At 58.1% G+C, this 14,283-nt stretch carries 14 protein-coding genes; 8 read left to right on the top strand and 6 right to left on the bottom strand.

Going from position 1 to position 14,283, the window contains the following annotated elements:
* The first annotated feature begins 27 nt into the window (after window positions 1–27).
* Window positions 28–774, top strand: coding sequence for an XdhC family protein (locus RO22_RS04195; protein WP_161793650.1), 747 nt, complete (start codon window positions 28–30; stop codon window positions 772–774).
* 172 nt (window positions 775–946) lie between these two features.
* Here the strand turns inward: RO22_RS04195 and RO22_RS04190 are convergent, their stop codons facing one another.
* On the bottom strand, window positions 947–1,906 hold the full coding sequence (locus RO22_RS04190; protein WP_411906013.1) for an AraC family transcriptional regulator: 960 nt from the start codon (window positions 1,904–1,906) through the stop codon (window positions 947–949).
* Window positions 1,907–2,073: 167 nt separating this feature from the next.
* Here RO22_RS04190 and RO22_RS04185 point away from each other — a divergent pair, with 167 nt between their 5' ends.
* Genes RO22_RS04185 through RO22_RS25280 form a run of 3 tightly spaced genes read left to right on the top strand, consistent with a single transcriptional unit; the run spans window position 2,074 to window position 4,335 of the window.
* The gene (locus RO22_RS04185) at window positions 2,074–3,132 is read left to right on the top strand and encodes an aldo/keto reductase (protein ID WP_027957256.1); all 1,059 of its coding nucleotides are present in this window, start codon (window positions 2,074–2,076) and stop codon (window positions 3,130–3,132) included.
* 53 nt (window positions 3,133–3,185) lie between these two features.
* Window positions 3,186–4,058, top strand: a complete 873-nt coding sequence (locus RO22_RS04180; RefSeq protein WP_027957257.1) for an aldo/keto reductase family oxidoreductase — start codon at window positions 3,186–3,188, stop codon at window positions 4,056–4,058.
* Window positions 4,059–4,113: 55 nt separating this feature from the next.
* Entirely contained in the window at window positions 4,114–4,335 is a 222-nt protein-coding gene (locus tag RO22_RS25280; RefSeq protein WP_027957258.1) for an SDR family NAD(P)-dependent oxidoreductase, read from the top strand.
* Here RO22_RS25280 and RO22_RS04170 read toward each other — a convergent pair.
* Together RO22_RS04170 and RO22_RS04165 are read right to left on the bottom strand one after the other, a co-directional pair.
* A complete protein-coding gene (locus tag RO22_RS04170; RefSeq protein ID WP_027957259.1) occupies window positions 4,322–5,245 on the bottom strand; it encodes an NADP-dependent oxidoreductase in 924 nt (307 codons plus the stop codon). The genes RO22_RS25280 and RO22_RS04170 overlap by 14 nt on opposite strands.
* Complete coding sequence (locus RO22_RS04165) at window positions 5,242–5,712, bottom strand: ester cyclase (RefSeq protein ID WP_035538954.1); 471 nt, start codon at window positions 5,710–5,712, stop codon at window positions 5,242–5,244. Before RO22_RS04165 ends, RO22_RS04170 begins: the two co-directional genes overlap by 4 nt.
* Window positions 5,713–5,816: 104 nt before the next feature.
* On the opposite strand from RO22_RS04165, the gene RO22_RS04160 reads away from it, so the two are divergent.
* Window positions 5,817–6,722 carry a LysR family transcriptional regulator gene (locus tag RO22_RS04160; RefSeq protein ID WP_027957261.1) on the top strand — a complete coding sequence of 302 codons (906 nt, stop codon included), beginning with the start codon at window positions 5,817–5,819 and terminating at the stop codon, window positions 6,720–6,722.
* A 152-nt stretch (window positions 6,723–6,874) separates the two neighbouring features.
* Here the strand turns inward: RO22_RS04160 and RO22_RS25275 are convergent, their stop codons facing one another.
* From RO22_RS25275 to RO22_RS04150, 3 genes are all read right to left on the bottom strand, one after another.
* Complete coding sequence (locus RO22_RS25275) at window positions 6,875–6,949, bottom strand: hypothetical protein (RefSeq protein WP_411906209.1); 75 nt, start codon at window positions 6,947–6,949, stop codon at window positions 6,875–6,877.
* 79 nt (window positions 6,950–7,028) lie between these two features.
* Window positions 7,029–10,067: an efflux RND transporter permease subunit gene (locus RO22_RS04155; RefSeq protein WP_041157694.1), complete on the bottom strand. Its 3,039-nt coding sequence runs from the start codon at window positions 10,065–10,067 to the stop codon at window positions 7,029–7,031.
* The gene (locus RO22_RS04150) at window positions 10,064–11,218 is read right to left on the bottom strand and encodes an efflux RND transporter periplasmic adaptor subunit (protein WP_035538958.1); all 1,155 of its coding nucleotides are present in this window, start codon (window positions 11,216–11,218) and stop codon (window positions 10,064–10,066) included. The genes RO22_RS04155 and RO22_RS04150 overlap by 4 nt, the downstream gene beginning before the upstream one ends.
* 213 nt (window positions 11,219–11,431) lie before the next feature.
* On the opposite strand from RO22_RS04150, the gene RO22_RS04145 reads away from it, so the two are divergent.
* Genes RO22_RS04145 through RO22_RS04135 form a run of 3 tightly spaced genes read left to right on the top strand, consistent with a single transcriptional unit; the run spans window position 11,432 to window position 14,266 of the window.
* Window positions 11,432–12,247, top strand: a complete 816-nt coding sequence (locus RO22_RS04145) for a MipA/OmpV family protein (RefSeq protein WP_027957264.1) — start codon at window positions 11,432–11,434, stop codon at window positions 12,245–12,247.
* Window positions 12,247–12,933, top strand: a complete 687-nt coding sequence (locus RO22_RS04140) for a response regulator transcription factor (RefSeq protein ID WP_027957265.1) — start codon at window positions 12,247–12,249, stop codon at window positions 12,931–12,933. The genes RO22_RS04145 and RO22_RS04140 overlap by 1 nt, the downstream gene beginning before the upstream one ends.
* On the top strand, window positions 12,902–14,266 hold the full coding sequence (locus RO22_RS04135; RefSeq protein ID WP_027957266.1) for an ATP-binding protein: 1,365 nt from the start codon (window positions 12,902–12,904) through the stop codon (window positions 14,264–14,266). The genes RO22_RS04140 and RO22_RS04135 overlap by 32 nt, the downstream gene beginning before the upstream one ends.
* Window positions 14,267–14,283 lie beyond the last annotated feature (17 nt).

Raw genomic sequence — 14,283 nt, 5'->3', positions numbered from 1 at the left:
TACGGCAAGGGCTCACCGTTCATCGATTTGCCGCTACCCTGCGGTGGTGCCATTGATGTTTGCGTACTTCCCAACACCCAGGCCAGTGTTCTGCGTGCCTGCCATGATCAGCTCGCCTCGCGCCAGCCGGTATCGATCACGCTTTCTGACTCGGGCTCGCTCGGATTGGGACATCTTCCCACCCCAGGTGCTCTGTCTTTTCAGTACATACCCAAGCTCCGACTGCGCATCGCCGGGCGCGGCGCCGATAGTCTAGCGCTTGCCCGGCTGGCGACGGCAAGCGGCATCCACACCGAGCTGCAACTCCGCGATGCTGCCGAAGCCCAGGATGCCCAACGGTTAGGAATCGAGCGCGTTACGACGCTGACGGTTCCTTCGGCGCTTCCCAAGCTGGACGATGATCCATGGACGGCGTTTCTGCTCGCCGTCCATGACGTGGACTGGGAGGAAACGCTCCTCGCCCAAGCGCTCATAGGCCCCGCCTTCTATATTGGCGCCATTGGCAGCAAAGCTACCCATGCGCGGCGCTGTGAGAGGCTTCAGACAATCGGTTTTACCAAGAGACAAACTCACCGCATCCGCGGGCCCGTCGGATTGATACCTTCCATGCGCGATGCTTCATCGCTTGCCGTGTCCGTGCTCGCCGAGATCGTAGAAGCCTATCAACGCAAGGTACGATATCCCTTGAGCTCGACCGCGCTTGCGCTGCTCGCCGATATGCCGAACGTTCCAGACACACACCTTTTTCAATCTTCGTCATGCACTAACGCCTGAGCGCTCCGCGGTCATATCCGTTGGAGGGGGAACCCATCTGCCATCTGCCACCTTCGCTAGCACAAGCTGAATTAGATCATTTAGTCGAAGCAACTCGAGTCGATGGTGGATTGGGATCCTAAAGGTGAAAGCTCAGCCGACCGCCCGCGATTGCTTGCCTGAGAGTTTCGGCTCAAGCAATGGATCCGGTCTCCGGTGAGCTATCGGCTTCGACCTGTAGCAGCCTGTCAAACGAAGTGTCCCGAGCATAGCGGGCAGGCGGAAGCCCAACATGACGGCCGAAGGCGACACTAAAGGTGCTGGCGGAGCTGTAGCCAACCCGTTCGGCGACGTCAGCGATACTGGCTTTTTCTCTGCGCAGCAAATCCTTGGCTAACGCCATGCGCCAGGCGAGCAGGTACTCCATTGGCGCCATGCCCACCGCGCGACCAAACCGTTCGTAAAACGCGGAGCGGGAGAGTGTCGCTTCGTTTGCAAGCTGTGCAACCGTCCAGGGGCGGTCGGGACTCTCATGTATCCGGCGGATTGCAATCGCAATCCGCTCGTCGGTAAGGCCGCGCAGTAGCCCAGGCGAGGTGTCCGTCTTACCGTCAGAGCGAAGGGCCTCGATGAGCAGGACTTCCAGCAGGCGTTCCAGAACCACATCCCGCGCCGGCCGTTGCGCACGCGCTTCATCGCCGACGAGTTGCATGAGAGTGGCCAGCCGATCCACTCCCCGAACGTGTACAAGCTTGGGGAGCAGCGACGAAAGCAGAGCCGCATCCGGGGAGCGAAAGACACAGTAACCCACCAGAAAGCGGACATCGGGAGAGTCGTTTGGGTTGCCGACCCTGTGTTCGCCATCGGGTAACACGATGGAGGTATGAACGATGTCTTCGGGGGTCGTGGGCGAGTGGCTCGACATTGAAAAGTTATAGGCGGAGGGGAGGAGCACGAAATCCCCCTCTTCGAGGGCGATCTCGTCGTGCCCGTCGGCTTTGAGACGGCATGCTCCCTCAAGAATGGCGCAATAGAAAGGGCGCCCGACCTCTGTGCGGAGAACTCTCCAACGACCGGCGCCGCTACCCCGTTTCGAAAACGGGGTAGCGGGTTGAAGGAGCGTGACTACCTGGGCAAGCGGATCGAGCAACACAGGACACCTGCAAACTAAATACGGACGATTTATTGTAGTGCATCCTGTTTCGGCTTGCCATACTCGACTCATGGCAGATGCCAGAGGCGCTCTGCAGCGGGGATCTCTCCCGCGACTGTTGTGAACATGATTCACCTGCACCGTTGCCATCATACGAGGAGAACACCATGCAATATCGTCAACTTGGCCGTACCGGCATCCAGGTCAGCCCCTACTGCCTGGGCACGATGATGTTCGGGGGAATCGCCAATGCCGATCACGATGAATGCGTCGGCATGATCCACAAGGCACTCGATTTCGGCATCAATTTTATCGACACCGCCGACGCTTATCACCAGGGCGAGTCCGAGGAAATCGTCGGCAAGGCACTGAAGGGGCGGCGAGACGATGTCGTCCTTGCCACCAAGGCGTCTCTCCCGATGGGGGACGACCCCAACCGCCGGGGTGGCTCGCGGCGTTGGCTGACCCGCGCGGTCGAAGACTCGCTGCGCCGCCTGCAGACCGACCATATCGACCTTTATCAGATTCATCGGCTGGCGCCGGATACCGACATCGAGGAAACGCTGTCGGTTCTCACCGACCTGATGCGCGAGGGTAAGGTGCGAGCCATCGGTGCCTCGACCGTTCCTGCTTCCGCCATCGTGGAGGCGCAATGGGTCGCCGAGCGACGCGGGCTGGCACGTTTCCGCACTGAGCAGCCGCCCTATTCTATTCTCAACCGTTCGATCGAGCGGGAGGTGCTGCCCATCTGCCAGCGTTATGGCATGGGAGCGATGGCTTGGAGCCCGCTGGCTAAGGGTATGCTCACAGGCAAATACCGCAAGGGTGGAGAGCAACCGGACTCGCTGCGCACGAAATATTTCCCCAAGGCGATGTCCGACGAAGCCAGCCTCAACGCTGTCGAGCAGCTCATCCCGCTGGCCGAAAATGCAGGCCTGTCGTTGACCCACATGGCACTGGCTTTCGTCGTGACGCATCCGGCGATTACATCCGCTCTCATCGGCCCCCGCACGCCCAAGCAACTCGACGACCTGCTCGCCGGCGCGGAGGTGCATTTGAGCGATGAAATCCTCGACCGGATCGACGAGATAGTCCCACCGGGCGTTGATGTGGCGCCGCTGGAGGGAGCGGCCTATGTCCCGCTGGCGATCGCCCAGACATCCCTGCGACGGCGTAATCCCCAGGAGCGGGCGGCCATTGTGCGTGGTGAGCAAGGAGAAAGCTGAAGGCAGTGCCGTGTTTATGCCCTTGTGACGGAAATCAAAAACAGGAGACTTTCATGAACGACATCGAACAGGTAGGCACCTTTAAATTAGGTGATCGGCAGATCAAGCGCATGGGATATGGCGCAATGCAACTGGCCGGCCCCGGCGTATTTGGCCCGCCGAAGGACAAAGAGAGCGCCATTGCCCTACTTAGAGCAGCCGTGGAATACGGTGTGGATCATATTGATACGTCCGACTTCTATGGCCCCCACATCACCAACCGAATCATTCGGGAGGCCTTGCATCCCTATCCCAAGGAGTTAACGCTTGTCACAAAAATCGGCGCCCGGCGTGACGACAAAGGTGACTGGCTTCCGGCCTTCTCTAAGGCTGAGCTTACCCAGGCAGTCCACGACAACCTGATTAATCTAGGCTTGGAGCAGATAGAGGTGGTGAACTTGCGGGCAATGTTTTCTGCGCACGGTCCGGCTGAAGGTTCCATCTCTGAACCCTTTTCAGTACTTGCAGAACTACAGCAAGAAGGGCTTATTCGCCATTTGGGTGTCAGCAATGTTACCGAAAAGCAAATCGAAGAGGCCCGCGCCATTGCGCCTATCGTCTGTGTGCAGAACCATTACAACCTTGCCCACAGACATGACGATGCTCTCATCGAGCAGCTTGCACAGGATGGAATTGCCTATGTCCCTTTCTTCCCCTTAGGAGGCTTTACACCGCTGCAGTCTACAATTCTGCAACAAGAAGCAGAAACGTTGCAGGCATCGCCTTTGCAGGTTGCTCTTGCCTGGCTGTTACAGAGATCCCCAAACATCCTGTTAATCCCTGGAACATCATCCATAGTACATCTACAGGAAAATTTGGCTGCCGCACAGTTGGTTTTGCCGGAAGAATCAATCAACAATCTCAATCGCATTGCCAGCGAAGCTTGAGTGGAAGCAACACGGGTAATACCGCAAGCGCCCCCGAGGTAAGGGGCCCATCCATGTGCACGGACGTGATACGTTACGCGGAGCGGCCGTTGTCCATGCCGTCGAACAGGCCGGAGGAACCGCCCGGTTCTTCGAGGCGGACTTCGCCTCTCTTGGCGACGTGTATAGACTCGCTGATGCGGTTCACGCGGAATGCTCCCATCTTGACGCTCTCGTCAATAATGCCGGAATCTCGAAGCTGGGGCTGGCGGCTGCGGTCAAGCTCAATCGAATATGATGATGATTTTGCCCTGTGCACGTCCTGAGGCCTGATGTCGGAATGCTGGAATGAACTCTGTAAACGGTACCGTTCGATCCACAAGGATCCGTAGTCCGTACTGGTCGATAGCTTTCGATACTCGCGCCAAGCGCTGGCCGTCGGAAGCATGGAATACGAAACCTGCAGTGACGTTATGAGCGGCTGCCAAAGTGTCATCAGGTGGCATGACGGTCGACAACAAATGCCCTCCCGTCCGCAGCACGTCGAAAGAGCGTTGCTGGGTTTCGCCGCCCAACGTATCGAGGACGACGTCAATGTCGGATAGCTGCCGAGTGAAGTCCTCGCGGCGGTAATCAATGCCCATGTCAGCGCCAAGTAGACGGATGATATCTAGACCGCTGCCCGAGGCCGTTGCGATGACCTTTGCTGCGACACGATGAGCGAGCTGAATGGCAAAGCTTCCGACGCCACCCGTGCCGGCATGGATCAATACTTTCTGTCCCTCAGTAAGCTCGAAGGACTCGAACAAGGCTTGCCAGGCCGTTCCGGCAGCTGTCGGAATGCCGGCTGCTTCATTGAACGGTAGAGTACTAGGCGCCTTCGCAAGGAACTCCTTCGGCACCAGGGCGTATTCTGCAAAAGCACCTCCGGCGGTCGGGTTGGTTCTGGCGACCACCTGGTCGCCGAGAGCCCACCCTTCGACATCCGTCCCCAACTGCTCAATGACACCGGCGAGATCGGTCCCTAGCGTGTAGGGAAAGGTCAGGGGAAAGAACTGTTCCATGTAGCCACGTTGCAGCTTGACGTCGAGTGGGTTGAGACTAGCGGCCCGGACTCGAACCAATACCTGACCGCTAGCCGGCACTGGCTTGGAGACGTCATCAAGGTGCGGCTCGGCCTCATAGCCGGTGATACGGATGACTTTCATCGTGTGTTCTCCTGCTGAATCGCAGGCCAGGCGCCGACCTGATTGAGCCATCCAAACCAGTCTTCAAGGTGCCAGGTATGGGTCAACCTGCCGTTAGCGATATGGTGGAATTCGTGAATCGCGAGCTGGCAGGTCTTGCCGGTCGGTGCAATGCCAAACCACTCGCCTTCATGTGTGCCTGAGATCACGGCTCGCACGGCGGCCCGGCCAGGAGCGCTGATGATCTCGTGGATAGTAACCTTCGCATCGGGAAACGCAGCTCTGAAGTCGGCAATGAGCGGTTTCATTCCGTCTCGACCTGCTATTTGACCAGGAGCGAGCGGTATATCCTGCCAATCGGCCGCGACAGCATCGTCGAGCAGTTCCGGCTTTTCTTCAAAGGCGCGATAGAATGTTTCGATAGCCTTGAGTTCTTCAGCGGGTAGGCTCGCTACTTTGGCCTTGTGTTGAGTGGTTGAATCAATCATGGAAGGTTCTCGCTTTGAAGGTTCTCGTTGTGAGGGTTTTCATAGCTTAGGGCTGCAAAGAACATACTTGAAATCGATTTTTGATATGCATTAACATCCATCTCATGAATCTACACGGCATAGATCTCAACCTGCTCGTCGCTTTCGATGCCTTAATGGTGGAGCGAAGCGTCACGCGAGCAGGGATACGGATCGGACGCACGCAGCCCGCAATGAGCGCTGCGCTCTCAAGGCTTCGTGCTCTGCTCCGGGATGAGTTGTTCGTACGCGGAACCAACGGTCTACAGCCGACCCCACGGGCACTCGAATTGGCCGAACCGATTAGCCATGCGCTGGCGGAAATCCAGCGCACGCTGAATTTCACACAAGAGTTCGATCCTTCTTCATCCACCGTCGCTCTTTCTATCGGCCTGTCCGACCACCCGGCGTTCAGGTTTTTGCCGCGGCTGGTGGCGAAGCTGCGCGAGGCAGCTCCGGGCATAACGCTAGCTGTACGGAATTTCACCAGTCGGGATGATGCCATCTCAATGCTTGATGCCGGGGAAGTGGAAATGACTATCGGCGTCCCGCCCACATCAACTGGCCGCATTCTTAGCGCTCCCCTGTTTGAAGAGCGCTTTGTCTGCATCCTGCGTAAAGATCACCCGGCCATTCGTCAGGGTCTGAACCTCGAAACATTCCTGTCCCTGACGCATCTTCTCGTATCTCCAGAGAACGACCGTTTCGGCGTTGTGGATACAGCCTTGGCAAAGCAGGGGCTGAAGCGGCAACTCGCTTTGACCCTTCCGCAGCTCTACGCCGCTCCGGCTCTTGTCGCCTCGTCGGATATGATCGCGACGATTCTCGAAGGGGTGGTGGAAGCTTCCGGTCAAACGGAACGTCTCTATGTGGGAAGCCCACCTATCGAACTCGACCCGGTTCCTTTCACGCTATCCTGGCATCGCCGCAACGATACTCACCCTGCACAGCGCTGGTTCCGTGAACGGGTTATTGAGGTATTTAGTGTCTGAACTTGCTTAAGCGATGCCACCATTCGCACGTATAACTTGACCGTTGATCCAGCCCGCCTCCGGCACACGAGGAAGACGATGACCTCTGCGATATCGTTGGGGTGACCCAAACGTCCGGCGGGCGCCAGCGAGGCCATACGCTGAACATCGGCTTAGCTCTTGCCGCCCAGGAACAGCTCTGTCTCGACGGGTCCAGGCGCAACGGCGTTCACCGTAATACCGTGCATCCCAAACTCCTTGGCGAGAACGCACGTAAAGCCTTCGACAGCGCCGGGCCTTCCGCAGGCTACATCAACGGAAAAACCATCAACGTTGCCGGAGGTTTCGGTATTTAAGCGCATGCACTCCGTCGTCCACGTAGCTATACACCACCGGAATAACCAACAGGCTTAAAAGCGTCGACGTGATCAGCCCACCAATGACCACGAAGGCCATGGGGGCCCGGAAACTGGGATCGCCTGCCCACCCCAAAGCAATGGGCACCATGCCTGCTCCCATGGCAATGGTGGTCATTACAATCGGCCGGACACGCTTCTTGCAGGCATCGAGGATGGCGTCTGCGCGTTCTATTCCATGCGCCTGACGGGCGATGATGATGTAGTCGACTAGTAGGATCGAATTCTTCGTCGCAATCCCCATTAGCATGATCAATCCGATCATGGCCGGCAGCGATACAGGCGATTGGGTCAGGAACAACGCCAGGAAAGCCCCGGGGATGGAGAGTACCAGTGCCACCAGAATAGTGACCGGCTGCATGAAATCCTTGAGCAGCAGCACCAGTACCATGTAGATACACAGCACGCCGGTCAGCATGGCAATCCCGAAGCTTGTGGCAAGTTCAGCCATTTCCTCTGCATCACCCGCCGTAGTCTGGTAAACGCCGCGCGGCAACTCACGCAAGCTGGGCAATGTCTGCACGAACTGCTCGATCTCCCCCAAAGGCCGCCCCTGCAGGCTCACCTCGAAATTGACGTTGCGTAGACGGTCGTGTCGGGTGATTTCCGAAGGGCCGCTGCTCCACTCGAAGGAGGTCACACTTTCGAGTGGCACCATCCCATTAGCACCAGGGACAGGCAGTCGTTTTATGGTCGCCATATCCTCCCGAGCGGCATCCGCCAGCCGCACCATCACCGGCACCTGGCGCGAGCTGAAGTTCAACTTAGGGAGATCCTCTGCGCTGTCGCCCACGGTCGCGATGCGCACTGTATCGGCAATGGCTTGGGCCGAGACCCCAAGGTCAGCAGCGCGAGCAAAATCAAGCCGTACGATGAGTTCAGGCCTAGCCAAGCTGGCCGTCGAACTCACCGCACCGAGGCCGGGAATGGCACGCAGTTCCCGATCGACCTGGCGGGCATGCAGCTCCAGCACCCGGCTGTCCTCGCCAGCGAGCACAAGCTCATAGGTGTCTCCCTCGGTGCCTACTCGGCTTCGCACGCCGGGAAGCGTCGCAAGCGCAACGCGCAACTGCTGCTCAATCTCCTGCTGTTTGACACCTGCGCGAGTCGCACGGTCTGCCAAACTCACGGTCAGCACCACCGAGGTCACCGCTCCATCACTGCTGCCGGAGCCCTCACCGACAGCCGCAAAGACGCTGACGACATGGCGTTGCGTCGCAAGTCTTGAGCGTGACTGCTCGGCAAGTACCGCCGCTTCAGACAACGTGCTGCCGGGCGGCAAGGTGAGCGTCGCCTGCGTCAGGGAGTTATCATCGGGAGGGATGAAGGAGCCCGGCAGGGTTGATGCCAGCCAGGCTCCTCCCGCAAAGCAGGCTGCCGCCGCGAAGAGCGTTGTCTTGCGGTGCCGCAGGCACCAACGTGCAACAACCAGATAGTAGCTGATCCACGCTGGATCGCGAGGGTGTTGATGGGGTTTGCGCAGCAGATACGCAGCCAGCATGGGCGTTAGCAGACGCGCCACCAGCAGCGAAAACAACACCGCCACCGAGGCAGTCCAACCGAACTGAACGAAGAATTGCCCGACGGTGCCGCTCATAAATGCCGTGGGCAGAAAAACGGCAATCAACGTAAAGGTGGTGGCGACCACAGCCAAGCCGATTTCTGCCGCCGCATCCATGGCGGCCTGGCGCGGGGGCTTGCCCATTAGCAGATGCCGTTCGATATTTTCGATCTCGACAATGGCATCGTCCACCAACACCCCGATCACCAGCGAGAGCGCCAGCAACGTCACGGTATTGAGCGAGAAGCCCATCAGGTGCATAAAAGCGAAGGTGGGGATGATCGACAGCGGAAGCGTAACCGCCGCAATCAGTGTCGCCCGCCAATTGCGCAGGAAGCAGAACACCACCAACACAGCCAGTGCCATGCCCTCGAACAGGATGTGCATGGAGCCCTGATAGTTCTCTTGCACCGGCCCAACAAAATTGAAGGCTTCTTCGACCTCGACATGGGGATATTGCACCTGCAACGCCGCGAGCGCAGACTGCACGCCCTCGGCCACATCCACCTCGCCGTATCCCTCGGCACGGGTCATCTCGAAGCCAACGACGGGCACGCCATTAAGCAATGCCATCGAGCGCCGCTCGGCCACGGTATCGGTAACCGTCGCCACCTCATCAAGGCGAATACGGCGGCCATCGCTGAGTGCCAGCTCCATCTTCGCCAGCTCGGCTGCGGATTCAGCGTTGGCGATGATGCGCACTGCCTGTTCGACCCCGCCGACATCCACACGGCCGCCGGGCGCCTCCAACTGCGCCTGACGCAGCTGGCGTGAGATATCCAGCGCTGTCGTGTTCATCGCCAGCAGACGATCCGGATCCAATGCCACGCGGACTTCGCGATCGACCCCGCCGATACGCCGAACCGAACTAACGCCCGGCACCACCAAGACGGCCTTGGTCATTTTGTCATCGACGAACCAGGAGAGTGCCTCATCGTCTAGAACGGAGGAGGTCACCGCGTAGCGTACAATCGGCTCACTGGAAAACTCACTCTTCCGAATCACTGGATCACGTAGGTCGGCGGGTAGATCCGAGCGGATGCGGGAAACAGCGTCACGCACGTCCTCAACAGCCTCTTGCAAGGACTTTTCCAGCCTGAATTCGATAGCAATGTCGGCGTTGCCATCCGTCAGCGTTGTGGTGATATGTTTGACGCCGGAGACGGTGGCGATGGCGTCCTCGATCTTGCGGGCGACCTCGTTCTCCATTAGAGCGGGGGCCGCCCCCGGCAACGAGGCGGAGACCTCCACGCGGGGTAATTGCACATCCGGCAAATCCTGAATAAACAAGCCTCTGAAGGAGATGAGCCCCCAGAAGGTCAATAGGATGAAGAGCAGAACAACCGGAATAGGATTGCGAATCGCCCAGGATGAGGTATTGAGCGTCATACCCCCTCCTCGGCGTCGGTATCGTTCGTTTGGGGTGAATGAACTGGCTCTCCCTCAATCACCCGCACCTGATCACCGTTGCCAAGAAAAGCACCGCCCGAGGCGACCACTCGGGCATCGGGTTCAAGCCCGGCGCGAATTTCGATTCGATCCTCCGTGTGCTGGCCCAAGGCAACTTTCAGCTCCGTTATTTGGCCTTCATCGCTGACGCGATGGACGTAGCCAAAGCCATCGCGTAGCTGCACAGCGGCGCGGGGTAGCGTCATCACTGGACGTGTGCCCAGTTCAAATTCGCCCCGCGCAAACATTCCCGCCCGAGCCACGCCACTTTCCGGGAGGTCGACATAGACCAGGCCATTGCGGGTAGAGGGATTCACTAGCGGCGCGATGGTGCGCAAACGCCCTTCGAGTTCGTATCCGCCCGCTAGGGTAATCCTGGCAGTCTGACCGGATCGCAGCTTCTCCAGATCAGAAGCGGCGACCTCGGCCCGCCACTCCAGCCGACCGTGGCGCGTCAATCGGAACAGTTCCTGATCGGCGCCTGTAACAGCGCCAACAGTGGCCGTGCGGGAGGTAATCAAACCGTCGTCCGGGGCGACTACCTGCGTCTGAGCCAAACGCAGCGCTTGGGCTTCATTCTGTGCTTGCGCAACGCCTAGCCGCGCCCTGGCGGTGAGTTCGGCAGTTTCGTATTGCTGAATCTGCTGCTCTGAAAGCGATCCCGTGGTTTTCAAACTTCGGGCACGCTGGGCATTGGCGTTCGCTTCCGCAAGCGTTGCTTCGGCTTCCGCCACGGCGGCGCGGCTCCTAGCCAGCTCTGCGCGCACTGTCGTGTCGTTATAAACGGCCAACACCTGCCCTTCCGTGACCTCGTCACCCACCTCTACTTTGACGTCGACCAGCCGCAGGCCACCGATTTCGGTGCCGATACTGATCTCCTGCCACGCGGCGATATCCCCATTGGCCGACAGCGTGTTCGTAAGCACCCGAGGTTCCAGCGTGGTCACGTTGACCGAGAGGGATGGCTGCCTCGTAGGCGCCTCAGCCGCATCACTTTCAGACGACACCACCTGTATGCACACTAGCGCGGTGGCGCCAGCAACCACAGCAATTAACATGCCGAAATAACGTTTTCGTATTGGAGGTGACATCGTCCAGGCCTGCTTCCAAGGGTTCAATTCATTGATGAAAAAGAAAATTCAAGAATTTCAGTTGATCCACTATCGGCCTGCCTTCCTTTCTCATTTCTTACTGACGTAACGTTTTAAATAAATCGGGCACCAGTAAGAAACGCGTAAGATAGCGCACCTGATGATGGCACTTTCAAATCATGCTCACTTTCACACCATGATAGGAGTGCCACCATGGGGTCTCATCAGTCGCTCTCTCAGACCGTTCAGCTCACCACCAGAGGGTTGGCGACCGCCGCGCTCATAAGCGGTTTTGTTATTGTTTCTCCGTTGGCATTTGCCGACGACGCAAGCGCAAATAAAACCACTTGGGGATTAGGGATAGGCGCAATAAGCAAGCAGGAACCCTATGCCGGTATCGATCGGGATAACAGCGCACTGCCCTTACTCCAGGTCGAGAACCGGTACTTTCGTGTCTTCGGTCCGGGAATCGAATTTAAACTGCCGAGTATTAATATCAGCGACTCGCAACAACTCAATTTCGGTATCGTCGGCCAGTACGATGGTAGCGGCTACGAAGAAAACGACGCCCCCATTCTCAACGGCATGGGTGAGCGCGAGGGCGGCTTTTGGGCGGGGGCCAAAATGGAGTGGAACAGCAACCTCGTTGATGTCGACGCCGAATGGCTCACCGACGTCTCCGGCAACAGCGACGGGCAGCGCTTCAATCTTGGCCTGGAGAGAACGTGGCAAATCGGCGAACATGTACTGCTAACCCCACGCGTAGGGGCATCCTGGCAGGACGACAAGAACGTCGATTACTATTTCGGTGTTCGCGATAGCGAGATTCGCTTCGATCGCCCTGCCTATTCAGGGGAATCGGCTATCAATATCAAGGCGGGGGTGCGCGGCGTGTATCAGTTTGATCAACATCACTCTGTGCTGATGGGTGTTGAGGTCACGAGCCTGGCGGACGAAATCAAAGATAGTCCGCTGGTGGATCGTTCGACCCAAAATGCCGTGTTCGTTGGCTATCTTTACACTTTCTGATGAGCCGCATACTGCTGATCGAAGATCACGACCGGCTAGCCCATTTGATGTGCAAAGGGCTGGTGAACGCCGGTATCGGCGTTGATGTGGTCGGACGCATTGATGCGGCATGGGCTGCCGTCCAGCAGTTGCCCTATCAGGCACTGGTGCTTGATCGCGGCTTGCCGGATGGGGATGGGCTGCTATTGCTGAAGAAGCTTCGCAACGCGGGCCTTAGCGTTCCCTGCCTGGTGTTGACGGCGCGCGATGCGCTACATGACCGGCTAGAAGGCCTAGAAGCCGGTGCCGATGACTACCTGCCCAAGCCATTTGCCATGGACGAAATGGTGGCACGGGTTAGGGCCTTGCTGCGCCGCCCTGTGGAGTTCCACCCTATCGATCCCAGTCATGGCGACCTGAGACTGCATACTGAAAGCGGCGTTCTGTTCAGCGGGAACGAGAGCATTACCCTTGCCCCGGCGGAGCTACACATTATGCAGTTGCTGTTATACAAGCACGATGAGGTAGTTCGCCGCAGCGCGCTAGAAGCGGCGGCCTGGGGCCTAAGCGAGGCTGTAACACCGAACGCTTTGGATGTCGCCCTGTACCGTTTACGCCGCAAGCTGCTTGCCATCGGATCGCGCCATCGGATCGTCAACATCAGAGGAATGGGGTATGCGCTTCGTCAAGCGGATGACGCTAAATAGCCTGAGGCTGAAAGTGCTGTTGGCCTATGTGGCAGGGATGGTGCTGAGTATCATGCTGCTGGTGATCGCGGCGACAGTGTTGCTTCAGAGCGATTTACTAGCTCGCATGGATCTAGCCGACGCCGCCGAGGGGCTAGCCGATAACATCGTTTTCGATAGTAGTGGAGTACCTATAGGTTTCGACTCAGGCATGGATGACCGCGCCTGGTTATACGAAGGGCCACAGAGCGAGACAGCGTACCGAATTCTAGATAACACTGGGAACGTGGCGGCCTTTTCGAGTAGCAGCGAAGAATTCTGGCCAGCCAACGGCGCCACCCATCAATTAGCCCGCGGTAACTTTACCTTCGAGCACAATGGCAAGACCTTTTATGGCGCTACGCAGCCCCTGGAGCACAATGGGAGAACGTGGTATTTGCAGTTCGTGGCCAGCGCAAGGTTCGTGGACATTCTTCATAAAGTTGCCTTCCCACAGGTGGTCGCTGGCGTGCTGCTGTTCGGCTTCGTCTTGTTTATCGCCTTTGGTCTATGTGCCTTCGTCACCTTGCGCTACACCCTTAAACCGCTGCGCGATGTATCAGATTCCGCAGCGGCTATTTCACCGCGCTCCATTGACGCCCGACTAAATACGGAAGCGGTTCCCGTGGAGATTGCGCCACTGGTGGATAGCTTCAATCACGCCCTGGAGCGCCTTGAGCGGGGTTATCGCCTTCAGCAGGAGTTTCTCGGCCACGCGGCCCACGAATTGAAAACGCCACTGGCGCTGATCCGCGGGCAGGTTGAGTTGCTTGAGGAAGGGCGAAATGACCGCGAAGCGCTATTGAGCGATGTCGAGTATATGACCCGCCAGGTGCAACAGCTGTTGCTTCTGGCAGAAGCAAGCGAGGCGCATAACTACCAGTTTAGCGTTGTTCGAATGCACGACATCGCCCACGAAGCTTCTACCTACTTGCAGCGCATGGCGGAGTCCGCGGATGTGCATTTAACGGTGCTTGCCGCGGATCAAGGGGTGACATGGAAGGCTGATCACGGGGCATGCTTCACCCTGCTCAAGAACTTGCTGGAGAACGCCATCCAGCATGCCCCCGAGCAGACCGTCGTCAGCATGGAGATCCAGAGCAATATGATAACCGTGCGTGACCGGGGGCCTGGCGTCGAGCCTGAACAGCTGTCTCTGCTGTTCTCTCGTTTCTGGCGTGGTGCACATCGGCGCGACCATGGTGCTGGTTTGGGGCTGGCCATCTGCCAGGAAATCGCCATGGCACACGGCTGGGTGCTTTCGGCTCACAACGCCCATCCCGGGTTGATCATGAAGCTATGCAAAGAAGCCTAGGGTTAATCCCTGCAAAC

Source organism: Halomonas sp. KHS3 (assembly GCF_000830495.1).
GTDB classification, from domain to species: Bacteria; Pseudomonadota; Gammaproteobacteria; order Pseudomonadales; family Halomonadaceae; genus Vreelandella; species Vreelandella titanicae.
Note: the sequence above shows the minus strand (reverse complement) of the source record. Positions and strands in the feature narration are given on the sequence as shown.

Excerpts from the sequence above, each read along its gene's own strand:
- RO22_RS04145 (WP_027957264.1), top strand. The coding sequence starts at position 11,432 with ATGGGGTCTCATCAGTCGCTCTCTCAGACCGTTCAGCTCACCACCAGA.
- RO22_RS04135 (WP_027957266.1), top strand. The coding sequence starts at position 12,902 with ATGCGCTTCGTCAAGCGGATGACGCTAAATAGCCTGAGGCTGAAAGTG.
- RO22_RS04165 (WP_035538954.1), bottom strand. The coding sequence starts at position 5,712 with ATGATTGATTCAACCACTCAACACAAGGCCAAAGTAGCGAGCCTACCC.
- RO22_RS04155 (WP_041157694.1), bottom strand. The coding sequence starts at position 10,067 with ATGACGCTCAATACCTCATCCTGGGCGATTCGCAATCCTATTCCGGTT.
- RO22_RS04140 (WP_027957265.1), top strand. The coding sequence starts at position 12,247 with ATGAGCCGCATACTGCTGATCGAAGATCACGACCGGCTAGCCCATTTG.
- RO22_RS04185 (WP_027957256.1), top strand. The coding sequence starts at position 2,074 with ATGCAATATCGTCAACTTGGCCGTACCGGCATCCAGGTCAGCCCCTAC.
- RO22_RS04170 (WP_027957259.1), bottom strand. The coding sequence starts at position 5,245 with ATGAAAGTCATCCGTATCACCGGCTATGAGGCCGAGCCGCACCTTGAT.
- RO22_RS04180 (WP_027957257.1), top strand. The coding sequence starts at position 3,186 with ATGAACGACATCGAACAGGTAGGCACCTTTAAATTAGGTGATCGGCAG.
- RO22_RS04160 (WP_027957261.1), top strand. The coding sequence starts at position 5,817 with ATGAATCTACACGGCATAGATCTCAACCTGCTCGTCGCTTTCGATGCC.
- RO22_RS04150 (WP_035538958.1), bottom strand. The coding sequence starts at position 11,218 with ATGTCACCTCCAATACGAAAACGTTATTTCGGCATGTTAATTGCTGTG.